Raw genomic sequence first — 17,103 nt, 5'->3', positions numbered from 1 at the left:
AGGTCGCTGCAACAGATAGAAGTGGTTGTGGGCTTTAGCGTTACTAGTGCTACAGCGCTTGTCACAACAGACTTGCCCTGAAAATTGCCGGGGTGGCCGCCACCCTCAGCAGCCCCTCCGGCAGGTACAGCAGTGAGGGATCAATATGCTCAAATCATCGCACTCACAGTCGCGCTCCCACATGTCTCGGTAACGTGACAGGGCTTACGTTCTTATTTTTGCGTGCGAAAGTCTATTACACGTGATTACACAGGCTCTTGAGTTTGAATAAGCGAAACTGCTTCTTTCCCCGTTGCACAATCAAATAGTGGTTAAACAGGGCCAGGCCCGGCGATACCACCTCACCCGTCATCCGTTCACCGTTGATCCGCACCGCCCCGCCGGCAATCAATTCTCTGGCCACGCGCTTCGAGTCGGCCAGCGCAGCATCAATCAGAAGCTGGACAACATCCAGCGGCGTCTCTAAGTCTGCAGCCATCTCATGACATGGCAATCCGTCCTGCGCCAGTTGATCCAGCTCTGCCAGTGTCAGCGTCTGCACATTGCTGCCAGTATGTTCCTCGCCACCAAACAGTGCCCGGGTGATCCGCTGCGCGCTGGCCAACCCGGTTTCGCCATGGACAAAGCGCGTTAGCTCTTCGGCCAGCACTCGCTGGGCCTGCGGTTTACCGCCCCCGGCGCGATCATCCGCTTCAATAGCCTCAATCTGCTCACAAGAGAGGAATGTGTAGTAACGCAGGAAACGGTACACATCGGCATCTGCTGTGTTGAGCCAGAACTGGTAAAAAGCATATGGCGAGGTTTTCCCGGCATCGAGCCAAATCGCACCGCTTTCGGTTTTGCCGAACTTGGTCCCGTCCGACTTGGTGATCAAAGGCAGCGTCAGGCCGAACACCTGGGCTTGATTCAGGCGCCGGGTCAGGTCGATCCCGCTGACAATATTGCCCCATTGATCATTGCCGCCAATTTGCAGGCGGCAGCCGAATCGTTCATTCAACTGCGTAAAGTCATAAGCTTGCAGCAGGCTGTAGCTGAATTCAGTAAAGGAAATCCCCTGATCCGGGCGCGCTAGTCGCTGCCTGACCGAATCCTTGTTCACCATCGCATTGACCGAGAAGTGTTTGCCGACCTCGCGGAAAAACGTGATCACATCCAACGGTCCCAGCCAGTCGGCGTTGTTCACTAAGGTCAGCGGTGCATTCAGGTGCGGAGTCATCAACCGCGCGATTTGCCCGCTCAAATCGGTCACCCACTGATTGACCGTCCCGGCCTCATTCAGGCTTCGCTCGGCTGCTTTGAAACTTGGATCGCCAATCATCCCGGTGGCACCGCCAATTAAAGCAATGGTGCGGTGCCCCGCATCCTGAAAACGCTTGAGCATCAGCAGCGGCACCAGATGGCCGATATGCAAACTGCCCGCCGTCGGGTCAAAGCCACAGTAAACCATCTGGGGCGACTGCAACGCCTCAGCCAATGTTTCCGGATGGGTGATCTGGGCAATCAGGCCACGTTGGGTCAGGTCTTGGAGTATTTCAGAAGTCATGGATTGCTTGCTCTCAATAAATTGATTCGCCAGCGTAAAAGAAAGGCTGTATTCAAGGCGATATCCCTAAAGGGACAGATCAGCGACTGGGTTGCCGATCAGGTCGCCGCTATCAAATGATTGAGGAACAAATGAAACAACTCGCTGAGCGACGAGACATTGAGCCGGGCATAAATCCGCTTGCGATGGTTCTTGACCGTGCCGACCCCGATCTGCAACGCCTCGGCAATCTCCCGCGAGTCGTGCCCCTGAACCAGCAAGGCCGTGACTTGCTGCTCACGCGCCGTCAGCAGCGACTGACCGAAGCTGGCGAGCGCCTGATCGATGGCACGGCGCATCACCGCCTGCTCCCCCTGCGGCTGGGCCAGGTTAAAATCAACCGATTGCCAGTGCTGCTGACACAAGGCCCGAAGCACACCATAGTACTGTTTCAACACCGCCAGTTGCTGTGGTTCAGCGCGCTGATGCTGTTCCAGGTAGCCCAGATACACCACGATCCAGCGTGTCGGCTCCAGCCGAACAGACAGGCTCACTTCATCTTTCCAGCCGGTTTGATCATAAAACTGCTGCCGGTAATCCGGTAATGGGCTGATCCGCCGGGAAACCTCGCTCAGGTTGTAGACCCCCTCTTCGGCCCCTTGGGTCAGCGCCAGATAAAACGGGTCCTGCAAAAATGAATCTGTCAGGTAACGCTGAAACAGCAGCTCCCGACGGCACTGAATCGAATCATACAGATAAATGGGATGTTTACCCTGCCGGTAGCCGAGGATAACGACACAGTCGAAATCAATCAGTTGCGACAACAGGGAGACCAGCTGCACAGTAAACTGCGGCGTGCGCAGCGCAGCAATGGCCCTCGCCGTCGCATCCAGCGCCGGAGGCGCGGTGTCAGCAATATTCAACATCACAAGCTCAGTCGCTCCCGTCCCGTGCGCCCTTTAATCTTCATCCGCCTCCTGCGCTTGCACGGCACGACGCAAAAAGCCCCTTTGCTGCGCCAGCTGCTCCCGGGCAGCATCCCGATCCAACCCGGTCAGGATCATCAAGATCGCCAGCTTCACATCATTCGCCGTTTGCGCCAATGTGGCAGCAGCCAGCGACTGATCACATTCGGTCGCCTGCATTACAATACGCACCGCGCGCGCCACCAGCTTCTCGTTGGTCGCCTTCACATCCACCATCAGGTTTTGATAGCTTTTGCCCAGACGGATCATACTGGCCGTGGTCAGCATATTGAGCACCAGTTTCTGAGCGGTGCCCGACTTGAGCCGGGTCGAGCCGGTCAGGGCTTCCGGGCCAACCACCGGGCTGATGGCGATCTGCGCAATGTCGGCAATCGCTGAGTCCGGATTGCACGACAGCGACACTGTGGTTGCGCCGATGGCATTGGCATATTCCAGCCCGCCAATCACATAAGGGGTCCGCCCGCTGGCTGCAATGCCGACCAGTACATCCTTCACGCTGAAGTGGATATTTTTCAGATCGGCCACCCCAAGTTCAGGGGAGTCTTCCGCCCCTTCCTTGGCTTTGAGGATCGCCTCTGGCCCCCCGGCAATCAGGCCGAGGACCATCTGCTCCGAGACCCCGAACGTTGGCGGGCACTCCGAGGCATCCAACACGCCCAGCCGGCCACTGGTACCGGCGCCCATATAAACCAGGCGCCCGCCCTGCTCAAACGCCGCGGTAATGTGATCAACGGCCTGGGCAATCTCTGGCAACACTTTTTCCACCGCCAGCGGCACCTGCTTATCCTGCTGGTTCATCCGTTGGACGATCTCCAGCGCAGGCAGCAGATCAATATCCATGGTCTCCGGATTCCGCCCTTCAGACACCAGCTTGGCAAGATCGGAAATCAGCGAATCGTGGGTCATAACTGTCCTTTACTGCGAATAATACACAACCCCCAGCGAGGCCGGCTGACTGGCACCGGTCACTTCGGGGGCATTGCTGGGTAAATGATGGAGCCGACGTTGTGCCAGCCAGGCAAACGCCATCGCCTCCATATAATCCTGGTCCACACCTTTAGCGCTGGTCGGAGCCACCTGCCAGTCGGTGAGGAGCTGCGCCAGCCGTTCCATCAACAGCGGATTGTGAGCCCCGCCGCCGCACACCAGCAACTCAGGGCTGGGGCCGGCCTGATAGCGGCGGACCTCGTCGGCAATCGTCACGGCTGTGAACTCGCACAAGGTGCGCTGTACATCGACCGCAGAAACCGCCATCTCAGCCAGGTGCTGCGCAAGCCAGGGCAAATTGAACAGCTCCCGCCCGGTGCTTTTCGGCGCAGGCATTGCAAAATACGGCTCTTGCATCAACTTGGCCAGCAGAGCTTGATCCATCTCGCCCTGACGGGCAAAGGCCGCATCCCGGTCAAATTTCTCCCCGGTGTGCTGATAACACCAAGCATCCATCAGCATGTTGCCCGGGCCGGTATCGTACCCTAAAACCGGCGCATCGGGACGGAGCACCGAGATATTGGCGATCCCACCGATGTTGAGCACCACCACACTGGAGTCGGTGGCGTGAAAAATCGTTTTATGGAACGCCGGCACCAGCGGTGCGCCCTGACCGCCCAGCGCCATATCCTTGCGGCGAAAATCAGCCACGGTATCAATCCCGGTTTTGGCGGCAATAATATTGGCATCGCCGAGTTGCATGGTAAACGGCGTCTCGCCGGTCGGCTGGTGAAACACGGTCTGACCATGATTGCCGATGGCCCGGATCTGAGAGGACACATAACCGGATTTCGCCAGCAAGGCATTCACGGCATCGGCAAACAGATGGCCCAGTAGGTGATCCAGCCGGCCGATTTCAACCAGGCTCGTCTGCTGGCCGAGACAAATCTCCAGTAATTGCTGCTTCAATGCGGCCGGCATCGGAAAATCATCCTGGGCCAGCAATTCAATGTGCTCACCTTCAATCGCAACCAGCGCGGTATCGACGCCATCCATACTGGTGCCCGACATCACGCCGATATACAGTTCCCGGTTCATTCCTGTCCTCCCAGAGGTCCCAAATAAGGACGTTATGCGCATAAGGCGTTGCTATGCTCTTTTTACTATTTCGCAGAAGCGCTGCCAAGCTTCGCCTCATCATCCACCAGATAAAAGGCGGTCCGATCCAGAAAAAGCAGGACGCCACCATTCAATGACAGCATATCCATATTCTTCTTGGCAAAGGTTTCACCATGGGTGAAGAAATGATCGAATAGCGTTACTTCATCATCGGGGAGAACTCGCTCATACTGCTCACTATATAGAGATAACTTGCCGCCGGTGAATTCATAGGGCCCGGTTATCGTGACCCCCAACTGTCGCTGGGGGTTTGCTACATACATGTAAAAATCGCGTTCTTCTTTTAACTCCAGCCCCAACGTCAAATCAATCAGCACCCCTTCATTGTTCGCAACCGGAATATAAACCGATGTATTACTGTAGAATTGCTGAGAAAAAGACTGTGGAATAATCCAATGAAGCATGGTGCCAATAACAACACCGCCCATCAGGGCTATTATCGCTTTAATCGCCGGACTGACACTACTCACAAGCCACCTCCGTCGCAGATGCCGCATAACTTAATGACCGGCCATCTTCATCGATTAATATTTTCTCATTGTCCACCTGATAAACAGAAGCGTTGAAATACTCCCGTGTTGCCTCACCAGAGGATGGCGTCAAAATACATTTCATATATTTCCCGACCAAAAACTCATCGGCATCCTGCAAGGGTTGAGAACGAAGGAAGAAAAAAATCAGCATCGCGAATAATACCGAGATCAATACATATGGCAGCCATGAGTATCGTGTCTTTTGTTTATTTTCCGACGACGGAAATCTCTCTTCAACGATCGTTTCAACTTTGGCCACAAAACGATATCCGACACCTCTCTCAGTTCGGATCACCTGTCCTTTCTTATCTTCAAATGCTTTCCTGCAGACGGACACGGAGTTCATCAAGCTGCTGTCTTCAACCACCATGCCTCTTGAGGTCCATATTTTATCCAACAGCTCCTGGCGCGTCAGCGTAATATCAGAATGGTCGATAAAGTATCGCAAAAGTGCGATTTCATTACTCCCCAAAACGGTTCTTAACCCCGTTAGCTTACTTTGAACAACTTGCTCATGAAAGTTGACAATATAATTGTCATTAATCAGGCATTGCTCGCCTTTGGATCTCGTCACAGCAAAACTCCGTCACGCTATCGATTTAGTCTAAATTAGCTTCCTTTCATCGCACTTTATACGATTGGTTCGAATTGAACTATTAAATATAACAACTGACTTCCCTGCCTGTTACCTTCCTCTCACAATATCCGAAATAGCATGACCCAAATCACAGTCCGTTCGCCAGCCACCCAATCTCCACAGCACCCCGGCATACAGCGGTTCAAAAGGCTGAAACACAAGGCTCATTGACGCGCATCAACCTCAATGAGCCTCAATAAGGATCAATGATTCGGCCTCTATATTCGCTCATGTTTATATGAGCGGATACCTATAACAACGAACACGCTGGTCATTACCAACAGAACAAGGAGCCGCACCAACATGAGCCAAACATGTTATTCTCTGCCATGGTTACGCCAGGGCCTTTTTTGCACCATCACGGTATTGCTGTTATCCGGTTGCCCGTCCGACGGTGAAACGGAAGAAGCCGTGGCTGTCGAGATCCCGTTTTCAGTCAACGCACTCCCGATGCCGAACGATGGCTATGATTACGATCACGATGGTACGATTTCACTTCCAGATGAACCTGAATTTTCCTCAGCAGACAATCGCCATACCTCATACTACCAGGATTTCGAAACCAGTTTTGCCGCGCTCGACGGCTGGGGGTTATGTACCGAGCCGCTTGAAATCCCGCTGCAAAGTATCCATTCGGGGCAGAGATACCCATTAGCAGCTGACTCACTAGAAAATAATGTTCTGGTGATTCGATCAAGCGATTTGAAAGTTATAGAAACGAAACTCAGTAGTGACGGCTCAAGTATTCAGATTGAATGCCAGCATGCACTCGATACAGCGACAACTTACCATATGATCGTCACCTCTGGGGTGAAAACTCAGTTTGGCGAATCCGTACAACCATCCTCAGAATTTACCCAACTGCTAACTGAAAATGTCGATTTACTGGATGAAAACGAGCAGCAAATAAGAAATACTATCAATCATGCGATTGATGCCTATACCCAAATTGGCGGCGATAAAAATTCGGTCATTTATGCCTCAACATTTACCACCCAGGACAGCTACGCCATTCTGGATGCTATCGTTGAGAATAATTCAGATGCGAAACTCGCGTTTATTACATCACCTCAAGTTGTAGAAGAACCGCCTCAAAACAATACTCCGGTGGCTCAATCCGGTATTTCCGATTTGTTTGTTAAATACGAATTATACCGGGGTTCACTCACGTCAAATTATTATTTGCCTTTCTCGCAAAAAGATGCTGACTCCGGAAATTGTGTGTTGGATAAATACGACCCGATCACTCATTGTCCGGATATGTATCAGTGGATGACCGCAGAAGATGGCTCACACTTAACCCACAACAACCCTTTACCTCAGTCAACCCAAGAAAAGATTCCGGTCGATCTGTATTTACCCGAAGGTCAATCTGAAGGTGAAAGCCTCGAGAAGTTTCAACAAGGAAAACTCCCGGTTGTCATTTTCATCCACGGCGTCACCGCAGATAAAAGTGCTGCCGCTCTGATGATGAAAGACTTTGTGAAAAACAAAGCCTTCGGCAAAGAGTTTGCCGTCATCGCAATCGATATGCCTTATCACGGCGAGCGGATCATTTATGCCGATGACATCTCTGATGATAGCGATGAATTACAGCCGATCAGTGCCAAAGCAAACAAATCTTACTTTATTAACATCTCCTCACCACTGACCCTGCGAGGAAACCTCCATCAGGCGGTCAGTGACTTTATCAGCCTGCGCTATGCCCTAAACGACTACATCGAGACAGCTCCCGAAGTTCACCTGGTCGGGCATTCTCTGGGGGGCATCGTCTCCGTGATGGTCAGTGAAATGACCCAGAGAAAGCCGGAGCAGCTTTCTCTGACTACGGCCAATTTCATCGTCCCGGGCCAGGGCTTGGTCAACATCACTCTCGAGTCCCTGACGCTTGGCAGCGAGATGGAAGCATCGGTCAAAAGCTCGCCGGATATTCAACGCGCGATCGCTGAAACGGTGATCCCGAACGTCTGCTACGACGGCGTTTCAAACCAGGAATGCATTACAGCACTAGAGACTTTTGTTGAAGATCCCGACAACAAAGCAGCCGTTGAAATGCTGGCTGATGAAATCTACCAGGCTATCTTGCCACACCTGAAAAAAGGGGTTCAGCGCACAATCGACAGTGCCGATCCCGTCAGCAAAACCTCGCGCCAGGTTGAACATGACCAGCCGACTCTGCTGATTGAAGCCAAAGGCAACTGTGGCCAGAGCTGTGAAATGGGCGAATACATGCCGGATGTGGTCATTCCGAATGCCACCGACAACAACACTCTGACCGGCACCGAGCCGCTGATCCGCGCATTGGAGCTGGAAGCAATTCGTGACGATCAGGTAGGCCCTGAGCGTCCGCTGCGAGGGGCGATCCGGGCCACGGTCGGCGGACACGGAACCTATCTGTTCCCTTATGAAGGGCCAATGGATGAAACAGGCCTGCCTTCAACCGAACAACTGGGAGACGTTTACAGTTCGACCAATACCCAGCAGGAAGCTGTTTATCAGATGATCAGCAGCCAGGGAACGCAGATCACGTTTGATGAAGAAGATAAGCAAAACATTGAAACGGAAGAAGATACAGAGGATACAGCCCAATGAAAAAGTTCACGGTTTCTTGCCTGGCCATTGCGGGCCTGAGTTCTTATCAGGTCCACTCCGCCGGTTTCCAGCTGAACTCGCAGTCTGTGGCGGGTTTGGGCCGGGCGTTCGCCGGCGATGCCATTATTGCTGATAATGCCGCCGTGATCGCCAAAAATGCCGCCGCCATGAGCCTGCTCGACAGGCCAACGCTTTCAATCGGTGCTATCGCTATCGACAGCAAGGTCGAATTAACGGATATTCTCTATACACCACCGTCATCGTCCACCCAGTCCCTGGGAGATACCACGATCGACAACCTGACTGTCGTGCCGAATTTTCACTACGTCCATCCGGTTGAGCATTCCCGTTGGACCCTCGGCACCACACTCCATTCAAACTTTGGCACCGATGTTGAGTTTGACCGGGATTTTGCAGCGCCGGAGTTCGGCGGCACCACCAAACTATCCAGTGTGAACTTCGGCCTGTCGGCAGCTTATGAGGCCACAGATGCCCTGTCGCTGGGACTGGGGATCGATATCATTTACGGTAAAGGGGAGATCTCGCGGCCAAACTTGTTAAACATCGATGCAGATGGCACCGCCGTTGGTTTCAATACCGGCATTGCCTATATCATCAATGACAACCACCGATTAGGCCTGTCCTATCGTTATGCCCCTTCGCTGGACGCTTCCGGCACCGTCGACCCGCTGAATGGCTTGGCGACTGACTTAAGCGTTCCATTGCCGGATATACTGGAGTTTTCCGGCTATCATCGGCTCCACAACCGTTTTGCCCTTCACTACAGCCTGCAATACATTACCTGGTCGGAATTTGATGCCCTCACTTCACCGAGCTTTGACGATCCGATCAAGGACTATCAATGGCAGGATGCCGGGCACCTCTCGCTGGGCATGACCTACGATCTGCAGGAGCGTACAGAACTGCGGGCCGGGTATATGTACGATCTCTCCCCGGTCGATCAGATCAACTCGCTCTCGATCCCCGACTCCGACCGGCACTGGTTCACGTTGGGGGCCACCCACAACTTCAGCCAAGCCCTCAGCGTTGATGTCGCACTCGGGTACATCGTCGGTGAAGAAACGAAGATTGATGAATCGATGACCATTGTCCGCACCAGCAATATTGCCGCTTTAACAAATAACAGCGCATGGCTGGCGGGACTGCAACTCAATTATCGTTTCTGACAGCAAGATTAAGGCTTACCGGCTTGAGCGATGGTCCCCCATCACCGCGCCGGTAAGTCTCCTTTGTTCGCCCCGCCTGCCGTAACAAGTGGCCAAAACTGTGCCTTCCCTCATCATTGCCGTAGACCCTGCCGGACTTAGCCCTGTCGCTCACGGCTGACAAGACAACTGCAACGCCAAAAAACATTGCAATCAACAAGATTTAGATGGATTAATAATACATTTACTTGCATAGGAGATGCCGCATGGATGGGTTTATCATTTCCAGTTGGGACTTCACCACAGGTACAGCCCAGCAAAACCTGCCGGAACCCCAGGCGATCCGTCCGGGGCACTGGTACCACTGCCAACGGGATGCCGTAGGTTTACGGGGCTGGCTGGAAGCGCAAGCCCTGCCGGAAGCGATTATTGATTCCCTGCTCGCCGATGATACCCGGCCCCGGTTTGAACAATTCAACCACGACTGTTTCTTGATGATCCTGCGCTGTATCAACCTCAACGAAGGCTCAGCGCCGGATGACATGCTGAGTCTGCGCATTCTCTGGTACAAGGGCGCCCTGATTTCCACCCGCAAACTGTCCTCGCGCGCGGTCTCCAATTTAGTCAAACAACTTGAAAACGGCACCGGCCCGGACAACCTGCCGTCCTTGCTGGTAGACATTTCAAACGGGATCAGCAGCATTATCTCTGAATTTCTGGCACCGGTGGAAACGCGAATTGATGACTTGGAAAACGAAAACCAGATCGATGTAAAAGATCTCAACGCCCTACATTCCCGGCTGCTCCGGCTTCGCCGTTACCTCAAGCCGCAACGCTATGTGTTTGAGGATCTGCTGCACGCGGATATCCCGGCGCTGAGCTCACAGAAAAACCATTTTAAGAACTGCCTCGACACCATCGCACGGCTCAATGAATCGATTGAGTTCTACATTGATCAGATCAACCTCTACCTCGCAAACGTCAATCAGCAGCAGGCCGAAATGATGAACCGAAATACCTATCTGTTTTCGGTGATTGCCGGTATTTTCCTGCCGGCCGGTTTCTTCACCGGACTGCTTGGCGTCAACATTGGCGGGATCCCCGGCGTTGAAAACCCAGTCGCATTTACCGTGTTCTGTCTCGGCCTCCTGGTTGTGGTCGCCCTTGAGGTGATGATTCTGAAAAAGTTAAGATTTATTTGATGGCTCCAGGGCAATAGAAAAGAATTGCCAAAACCCCCCACTTTCACCCAACGGACGGCCTCAAGCGGGGAGTCTCATCCCCTCCCCATCGAGTTGCTCCAACAACAGCCGATATCAGCGTTTTTGCGGAGATAACTTCACAAAACTCAATGGGGTTTGCCCGGTTTGCTTTTTAAAGAAAGCAATAAACGCACTGTCGGATGAAAACTCAAGCCAGGCGCTCACATCCGCGACCAGCATCCCGCCGGACAACAGCTCAATGGCTTTGAGCAAGCGCCATTGTTGCCGCCACGCCTGGTAAGACATGCCGGTATCGGCTTTGAACAGCCGGGTGACTGTTTTGGTGCTTAGCCCAACCGATTGAGCCAGCGCAGCAGCCGATGGTGCCAAAAATGTCTCTTGTACCATTTGCACCCGAAACCGGCTAAGGCGGGGATCTGACGGTAGCGGTAGCTGGAAAAAATGACGCTTGGCTGCAAAAAATTCTTCCCAGAATAGCGCGACGGTTTTGCTCATCTCCCCTTCCGTTTTATCCCAAGGCCAAAACGCCATTTTATCAATCAAGGCCTTGAGCAACGCATCCACCTCAATCATCGTCACCGCTTCAGGTCCCTCAAACACTGAAGCATCGAAGTAGAGAGAGCGATAGGCCACGACATTGGTCATCACCGCCCGGTGTGAGGTGTGTGGCGGAATCCAGACCGCCTTGGTCGGTGGCAAGATACATAGGGTATCGTCCAGCACAAAAGTCATGCACCCCTGCGGCGCATACAGCAACTGGCCTTTCCGGTGCTGGTGGACCCCCGAATCATGCTCGCCGACATCGGCAGCGATCCCGATCACGCTCGCCGTCAATGCATCCGCATCAAAGGCTGTTTGCTGAGTAATAATGGCCATATGTCCGAATATTGATATTTTTAGTCCAAATGTTATTAACCTGCCTGGCAAACTCCAGTATACACTGCGCGCCAAGTTGATTCACGATGAGGATAAGCAATGAAGGTTCAACCCTCTCTAGGGCTGATGGTGCTCATGCTGATGTTTCCGCAGATTGTCGAGACTATCTACAGTCCGGCTTTAGGCTCGATTGCACAATCGTTCGCAGTCTCAGAAACACAGGCAGCACAAACATTATCGATTTACTTTTCTGCCTTCGCCATTGGTGTTGCCGTCTGGGGCGTTCTTGCAGATAAACTGGGCCGACGGCCAACCATGCTGCTGGGTCTGTTCATTTACGGATGCGCAGCATTTGTTGCCATGCAAGCCGAAAGCTTCACCGTGCTGATGATGGCACGTGCTTTGAGCGCCTTCGGTATTGCAGTCGGCTCTGTGGTCACTCAGACCATGCTGCGCGATGCGTTCGATGGCGCGGCGCTCGGCAAAGTGTTCAGTGTAATGGGGCTAGGGATCGCCATCAGTCCGGTGATCGGCATGTTTCTGGGCGGTCAACTCTCGCAAGCCGGTGGCCATCCCTATGTGTTCTTTGCGCTCTTTGCGATGGCCCTTGGTTTATTCGGCTATAACTGGTTTCGGTTGCCGGAAACACAAACCGCCAAGCAGCCGCTCAAACTCGGCTCACTCAGTGTGCGGATGCTGAAAGATAGGCACATTTGGCAATCCGCCCTGCTCGTGGCGCTCTACAATATCGCCCTGTTTTCTTATTACCAGCTGGGCGGATTTCAGTTTGCGGCGCTTGGCTTCACACCGGAACAATTCGGTTACAGCGGGATAATCTTAGGGCTGGGTTCACTGCTCGGCAGCTACCTCAACAAGTGCCTGCTGGCGCGGAATGTGTCGCAGCCCCGGTTGTTACAAGCCGCCGCGCTGTTGCTCACACTGGGAGCTGTTGGTGTGGATGCCATGCTGGATTCGATTTGGTTTCTCGCCCCGATGATGATTGTCGTGATGGCTTTCGGTGTTGCGATCCCCAATGTACTCAGCATGGCATTGAGCCACTACAAACAGCAAGCTGGCAGTGCCGGTGCGCTATTCGGACTAATGTATTATCTGCTGATTGGGAGTGGCCTGGGCCTGGCGGGTGCAACTCAGAATCTCGGCACAGTCCTGATCGCCTGTAGCGTTGGTGTCGTGGCGATCACCCTCTCGCGCCGCGTATAAAACGGCAGAGTACATCGAATCCCCACTAAACGCCCCGTCATCGACGGGGCGCTTGATTGCAGGCTTCTGCTCAATAGCCAAATGACGCACACCATACCGCCCATGATGGGTGAATCGCTGGCTCGCCACAGTTCCACCCGGGTAATCCGCAAAATCAAATTTCACCGAGTTTCAAGATCCCCTTAGCACCGCAACACTTGTTTAGATTGAAATGCCTGTGTCAGATCGGCCCATTGATATCGATTGTGAAAACAGATGCGGGCGTTTTCCACATCATTGGCCTCAATGGACACCGGCAGATAAATAAACCCCTGCGTCAATAAGCTGAATATAACTTCCGATGAACGCTCGGCATGAATATCTTCAAAAATAAACACATCTTCTTTCGCTAACACACAGTACTGCATCTTACACATCTCCAATTTAATGTGACAAATTGGAATTATCCACTGTTATGCTATAGTGCCTAGTGACTTTTATTGAAGGGTGATAACCAAAAGTTATGAAGATCAATCCCAAATACTTGCACTCGGTTGAAACCCTGGCCAGGGTCCAGAGCTTCAGAGTCGCTGCCGAAATCCTTTGCATCTCACAACCGGCCCTGTCGAAACAAATCAAGAATGTTGAGGAAGCCTATGACATTGAGTTATTCATCCGGGATAATCACGGCGCGACGCTTTCTGAGACGGGAAGGCAAGTGATTGATGAAATCATCGCCCTGAACCGGCATATCCAGAAAACAAACGATCATATTTTAAGTATCGCCCAGAATCATTTCGCCAGTTTATCGATTGGGTTTGGCAAATCGAGCAATGATTTCCTGCCGGGTTATATTCGGGAATTTAAGAACAAACAGAAAAACATTTCGATTTCGCTCTCGGATATCTGCTCTTACGAACAAGAGGAACAATTGCTCTCCGGCGCTTTAGATATTGGGTTTATGCGACAACCAAAATCTAAAGACCTCCACAGTATTCCGGTGTCCAGCGATGAGTTTGTACTGGCCGTTGCCAAAGATCTCTATACGGTCAAGAAGATTAATTACTATCTGGAAAACTTCAACCTGCTGATGATGAGTAATCACAGTAAGTCTATGATAAACATAAAAACCATGACCTTATTGAAAGGCAGAGCACACAACATCACCAATATCTCCGCTGATATCCAAACCATCATCACCCTAATCCTCTCCAATGCCGGCGTGGCGATTCTACCGAAGAAATCTATCCTCGGTATTTATGACGCCATCAAGCTCATCCCATTTGAAGAAGATACCCGCTGGGATATCCATATGGCCTGGAACCCGGCCAGAACCTCAAAATCAGTTGATTTGTTTATTGAGTTCGTTCAAGCAGCGAGTGGGCAAGCCGGTGGTTTGTTTGAGAAGGTTTAAGCTCCGTCATTACGCTCATGGGTTGCTCCTAACCAAGGCTTCCAACAGCGAATGCATGACAAGCCATTAAAGCAACACAGGCAGGAATGAGTACTTATTCATATCATCTGTCCCTGTATAATTTCGATTCAGAGTTTGCAATGTCAAACAAGCATACTCAACTCATTTTTATCACCCGACCAAATAAATATGGGTAATGATGTTGTTTCTGATAAAATTAATGCAACATGCCCTTTTATACTCAGCCACTGGTACTTGATCGCTGATTACCTAAATAACGCTAAACACAAAGCCCCTAGGATATCTAATGTCATTATTATCATCTGTTTTATGAATTAGATATTTATCAGCGCCATTGTAGTCTGCCCATTGGCTGCTTGTTCTTAAATAAATCAGCATTCGTGCGTTCAAATACTTGCACATCAAAGTGATTTCGTTATATTAACAGCATGGATATTGTAATGATCACATACCAAAAACGATTTATGTACCCTCGGGAACCTCAAGGCTCGGGCGGCGTCGTTATGTGACAATGAATTATGCGGAAATCCCCCGGCCTCATCCCGGGGGATTTTTGTTTTTTCCGCTCCCGTTTGATTAAAAGGAGCAAGGTATGCTTAATTTATTGTCTCAATCTAGACTTATCAATTCACTTTCAGTGACTGACCTTAGCGATCCACTTCAGGCCCCAGGTCATGCGATGGGGTTGATGGTGAAAACCGCCGCCCATGCACTGAAAAACAAATGGAAATGCCGGATAAACACCGTGCGCACCAGCCCGGTGGTTCCTGTTGAGAATAATTATGACCGCTTAAATTATCCCACCGATGGCGCAGCCCGGGACGCCAGATACACGCGCTACGTAACAGAGCGATATATCCTTCGAACTCAAACTTCCAGCGCAATTCCAGATATTTTGGCTGGCCTCAATGGGGAAAGCCTGCCCGATCAACTTATGGTATTGCCCGGTCTGGTATATCGCAGAGACTGCATTGACCGGCTGCATTGCGCTGAACCTCATCAACTGGATCTCTGGCGGCTGGTCGACAACCAGACGCATCAGGCGATGGCATTCCAGGACTTAAAGGAGATGATTGCAGAACTTATGGAGGCTTTAATCCCTGAGAATGAGTGGCGAATGACTCCGTCACCGCATCCATACACAACAGAAGGCGTTCAAATTGATGCTCTGTGGCATGATGAGTGGGTCGAAGTGGGCGAATGTGGCCTGATTAATCCCCTGATTTTGGAAGCAGCCGGGCTGAATCACCATAGCGGGTTAGCGATGGGGCTCGGGCTGGACCGACTGCTAATGTTACGTAAAAACATCCCCGATATTCGTTTGTTAAGAAGTCAGGATCATCGCGTTTTATCCCAGATGTATTCGTTGCAACCCTATCAGGAAGTATCCATGATGCCATCTATCACCCGCGATCTTTCGTTGGTGGTGTCAAAAGAGATGGATGAAGAGCAGATTGGCGACCTGATAAGGAGCGATTACCAACAGCAGGGGGCAATCGAAGCACTCAACGTGGTGGAAGAAACGCCATATGAAGCTTTGCCTGAAGGGGCCAGAAAACGTCTCGCCATTCAACCTGAACAGAAAAACGTACTGCTTAGGTTGGTAATCCGGGATATGGAGCAGACATTGACTTCAGAGCAGGCCAATCAGATCCGCAATCAGGTGTATCAACTTCTTCATCAGGGCAGCGTGATGGAGCTGGCTGAAGATAAGTCACTATAAACCAGCAGCCCGGTAAAGTGCTTAAAAGTAAGTGCTTTATCGGGATTATCCTATAAACCAGTCGTATGGATGTTTTTGTTCATACTGGAGGGTGCTCATTGTTCCGGATCAGCGGAAGTACCAGATCCCGTGGGGCGATAACCAGAGATTTGTTGCCATGACAGCCTCTCGTGATACACACAAAGTGAATCACCGGAGTCATCTGAATTAGGTAAGAGATTGATTTGATTTGGCAAACGCCAGATGGGTGGAAGCCCCCACCAGCCACATTCCGGCACACACGTCGCTCGCTGCGGTTTATAAATCAATGCCTTACACGAAACGATTTGTCTCATTTGGCTTAGGTGATCCACATAAAGTGGATGACCTAAATCTAGTTAACTATTTAGATAAAGACAACCCGTATTAATCGCCACGAAGCAACGGACTGAACTGTTCATTCTCGGTATCACCAGATAGCTCAACTTTTTCTGCCCTTGAAATATCGACCCACACGCAGCTCACATAGAGCGTCATAGACATTATCCAAATAATATATGGAAGGAACCGGTCAAACCATAATGAAGAAATTGACACCAGTAACGCTAAATATAAAACAATGATGGTCTTGTCGTTCATGATAGCTCTCCACTCGGCAATGCTCCCGCACCTTCAGCCACCTGGGCAACTTCACCCAACAAAAACGCCAGCGGGTTTCCTTGGTTGCCAGAAAGTTCCACCTGTTACTTAGGATTCCATTGCTCGCGGTGTCGGCATTGCAGCCAGAACTCAATGGCACGGGTATCCGGCGGTAGCTCTTCATAGTAGTCAACGACGGTGCCGTTGTTTAATACACGCTGTTTCTTCACGGTGCAGCCAGTAGCTCGGTTAAATAGCTTGACAGCCACCTCCGCATCCGCCTTCATCTTGCCTGCGCGTTTCGCCGCATCGAATTCGGGGTGACGGAGTGACCAGTTACGGATGGTATCGACATTGACTTCAAAGAAGTCTGCCAGTTCACGATCCACAGCACCCAATAAGCACAGCTTATAGGCTTGCTCGACATAGTCCGGCTGGTACTTGTTGTTGTAGATGTTTCCCTTTGGCGCGACCATGGCTAACTCC

At 51.5% G+C, this 17,103-nt stretch carries 16 protein-coding genes and 1 pseudogene; 7 read left to right on the top strand and 10 right to left on the bottom strand.

What is annotated here, in order from left to right; translation table 11 throughout:
* Window positions 1-235: 235 nt before the first annotated feature.
* The 6 genes from tyrS to NNL38_RS04185 form a co-directional block, all read right to left on the bottom strand.
* Window positions 236-1,543, bottom strand: a complete 1,308-nt coding sequence (tyrS, locus tag NNL38_RS04210; protein WP_255389773.1) for a tyrosine--tRNA ligase — start codon at window positions 1,541-1,543, stop codon at window positions 236-238.
* Window positions 1,544-1,641: 98 nt separating this feature from the next.
* On the bottom strand, window positions 1,642-2,448 hold the full coding sequence (locus NNL38_RS04205) for a response regulator transcription factor (RefSeq protein ID WP_255389772.1): 807 nt from the start codon (window positions 2,446-2,448) through the stop codon (window positions 1,642-1,644).
* A 33-nt stretch (window positions 2,449-2,481) separates the two neighbouring features.
* Window positions 2,482-3,414 carry an N-acetylmuramic acid 6-phosphate etherase gene (gene murQ / locus NNL38_RS04200; protein WP_255389771.1) on the bottom strand — a complete coding sequence of 311 codons (933 nt, stop codon included), beginning with the start codon at window positions 3,412-3,414 and terminating at the stop codon, window positions 2,482-2,484.
* Window positions 3,415-3,423: 9 nt separating this feature from the next.
* Entirely contained in the window at window positions 3,424-4,533 is a 1,110-nt protein-coding gene (locus tag NNL38_RS04195; protein WP_255389770.1) for an anhydro-N-acetylmuramic acid kinase, read from the bottom strand.
* Window positions 4,534-4,598: 65 nt separating this feature from the next.
* On the bottom strand, window positions 4,599-5,084 hold the full coding sequence (locus tag NNL38_RS04190; protein ID WP_255389769.1) for a hypothetical protein: 486 nt from the start codon (window positions 5,082-5,084) through the stop codon (window positions 4,599-4,601).
* On the bottom strand, window positions 5,077-5,721 hold the full coding sequence (locus NNL38_RS04185; RefSeq protein ID WP_255389768.1) for a winged helix-turn-helix domain-containing protein: 645 nt from the start codon (window positions 5,719-5,721) through the stop codon (window positions 5,077-5,079). The genes NNL38_RS04190 and NNL38_RS04185 overlap by 8 nt, the downstream gene beginning before the upstream one ends.
* A 366-nt stretch (window positions 5,722-6,087) precedes the next feature.
* Between NNL38_RS04185 and NNL38_RS04180 the strand changes: the two genes are divergently transcribed.
* The 3 genes from NNL38_RS04180 to NNL38_RS04170 all read left to right on the top strand — a co-directional run bounded on the left by NNL38_RS04180 (window position 6,088) and on the right by NNL38_RS04170 (window position 10,744).
* Window positions 6,088-8,376, top strand: a complete 2,289-nt coding sequence (locus tag NNL38_RS04180) for an alpha/beta fold hydrolase (RefSeq protein WP_255389767.1) — start codon at window positions 6,088-6,090, stop codon at window positions 8,374-8,376.
* The gene (locus NNL38_RS04175; protein ID WP_255389766.1) at window positions 8,373-9,563 is read left to right on the top strand and encodes an outer membrane protein transport protein; all 1,191 of its coding nucleotides are present in this window, start codon (window positions 8,373-8,375) and stop codon (window positions 9,561-9,563) included. Before NNL38_RS04180 ends, NNL38_RS04175 begins: the two co-directional genes overlap by 4 nt.
* A gap of 245 nt (window positions 9,564-9,808) precedes the next feature.
* On the top strand, window positions 9,809-10,744 hold the full coding sequence (locus NNL38_RS04170; RefSeq protein WP_255389765.1) for a CorA family divalent cation transporter: 936 nt from the start codon (window positions 9,809-9,811) through the stop codon (window positions 10,742-10,744).
* Window positions 10,745-10,858: 114 nt separating this feature from the next.
* Here NNL38_RS04170 and NNL38_RS04165 read toward each other — a convergent pair whose 3' ends face one another.
* On the bottom strand, window positions 10,859-11,641 hold the full coding sequence (locus NNL38_RS04165) for an AraC family transcriptional regulator (protein ID WP_255389764.1): 783 nt from the start codon (window positions 11,639-11,641) through the stop codon (window positions 10,859-10,861).
* Window positions 11,642-11,740: 99 nt separating this feature from the next.
* Between NNL38_RS04165 and NNL38_RS04160 the strand changes: the two genes are divergently transcribed.
* Complete coding sequence (locus tag NNL38_RS04160) at window positions 11,741-12,862, top strand: multidrug effflux MFS transporter (protein WP_255389763.1); 1,122 nt, start codon at window positions 11,741-11,743, stop codon at window positions 12,860-12,862.
* A gap of 182 nt (window positions 12,863-13,044) precedes the next feature.
* Here NNL38_RS04160 and NNL38_RS04155 read toward each other — a convergent pair whose 3' ends face one another.
* A complete protein-coding gene (locus NNL38_RS04155; protein ID WP_255389762.1) occupies window positions 13,045-13,257 on the bottom strand; it encodes a hypothetical protein in 213 nt (70 codons plus the stop codon).
* A 107-nt stretch (window positions 13,258-13,364) separates the two neighbouring features.
* On the opposite strand from NNL38_RS04155, the pseudogene NNL38_RS24755 reads away from it, so the two are divergent.
* From NNL38_RS24755 to srmL, 3 genes and pseudogenes are all read left to right on the top strand, one after another.
* Window positions 13,365-13,544: pseudogene (locus tag NNL38_RS24755) on the top strand (helix-turn-helix domain-containing protein); the annotation flags it as partial.
* 15 nt (window positions 13,545-13,559) lie between these two features.
* Complete coding sequence (locus NNL38_RS04150; protein ID WP_255389761.1) at window positions 13,560-14,255, top strand: LysR family transcriptional regulator substrate-binding protein; 696 nt, start codon at window positions 13,560-13,562, stop codon at window positions 14,253-14,255.
* A 613-nt stretch (window positions 14,256-14,868) separates the two neighbouring features.
* A complete protein-coding gene (gene srmL, locus NNL38_RS04145; RefSeq protein WP_255389760.1) occupies window positions 14,869-15,999 on the top strand; it encodes a PheS-related mystery ligase SrmL in 1,131 nt (376 codons plus the stop codon).
* 405 nt (window positions 16,000-16,404) lie between these two features.
* Here the strand turns inward: srmL and NNL38_RS04140 are convergent, their stop codons facing one another.
* Window positions 16,405-16,617 (bottom strand): hypothetical protein, encoded by a 213-nt coding sequence (locus NNL38_RS04140; protein WP_255389759.1) that lies wholly within the window; start codon window positions 16,615-16,617, stop codon window positions 16,405-16,407.
* Between the two features lie 104 nt (window positions 16,618-16,721).
* Window positions 16,722-17,093: a hypothetical protein gene (locus tag NNL38_RS04135; RefSeq protein WP_255389758.1), complete on the bottom strand. Its 372-nt coding sequence runs from the start codon at window positions 17,091-17,093 to the stop codon at window positions 16,722-16,724.
* Between the last annotated feature and the right edge of the window lie 10 nt (window positions 17,094-17,103).

It is taken from the genome of Photobacterium atrarenae, from assembly GCF_024380015.1.
GTDB classification, from domain to species: domain Bacteria; phylum Pseudomonadota; class Gammaproteobacteria; order Enterobacterales; family Vibrionaceae; genus Photobacterium; species Photobacterium atrarenae.
Note: the sequence above shows the minus strand (reverse complement) of the source record. Positions and strands in the feature narration are given on the sequence as shown.

Excerpts from the sequence above, each read along its gene's own strand:
- NNL38_RS04140 (WP_255389759.1), bottom strand. The coding sequence starts at position 16,617 with ATGAACGACAAGACCATCATTGTTTTATATTTAGCGTTACTGGTGTCA.
- NNL38_RS04170 (WP_255389765.1), top strand. The coding sequence starts at position 9,809 with ATGGATGGGTTTATCATTTCCAGTTGGGACTTCACCACAGGTACAGCC.
- murQ (WP_255389771.1), bottom strand. The coding sequence starts at position 3,414 with ATGACCCACGATTCGCTGATTTCCGATCTTGCCAAGCTGGTGTCTGAA.
- NNL38_RS04205 (WP_255389772.1), bottom strand. The coding sequence starts at position 2,448 with ATGTTGAATATTGCTGACACCGCGCCTCCGGCGCTGGATGCGACGGCG.
- NNL38_RS04175 (WP_255389766.1), top strand. The coding sequence starts at position 8,373 with ATGAAAAAGTTCACGGTTTCTTGCCTGGCCATTGCGGGCCTGAGTTCT.
- NNL38_RS04135 (WP_255389758.1), bottom strand. The coding sequence starts at position 17,093 with ATGGTCGCGCCAAAGGGAAACATCTACAACAACAAGTACCAGCCGGAC.
- NNL38_RS04180 (WP_255389767.1), top strand. The coding sequence starts at position 6,088 with ATGAGCCAAACATGTTATTCTCTGCCATGGTTACGCCAGGGCCTTTTT.
- NNL38_RS04165 (WP_255389764.1), bottom strand. The coding sequence starts at position 11,641 with ATGGCCATTATTACTCAGCAAACAGCCTTTGATGCGGATGCATTGACG.
- NNL38_RS04160 (WP_255389763.1), top strand. The coding sequence starts at position 11,741 with ATGAAGGTTCAACCCTCTCTAGGGCTGATGGTGCTCATGCTGATGTTT.
- srmL (WP_255389760.1), top strand. The coding sequence starts at position 14,869 with ATGCTTAATTTATTGTCTCAATCTAGACTTATCAATTCACTTTCAGTG.
- NNL38_RS04195 (WP_255389770.1), bottom strand. The coding sequence starts at position 4,533 with ATGAACCGGGAACTGTATATCGGCGTGATGTCGGGCACCAGTATGGAT.
- tyrS (WP_255389773.1), bottom strand. The coding sequence starts at position 1,543 with ATGACTTCTGAAATACTCCAAGACCTGACCCAACGTGGCCTGATTGCC.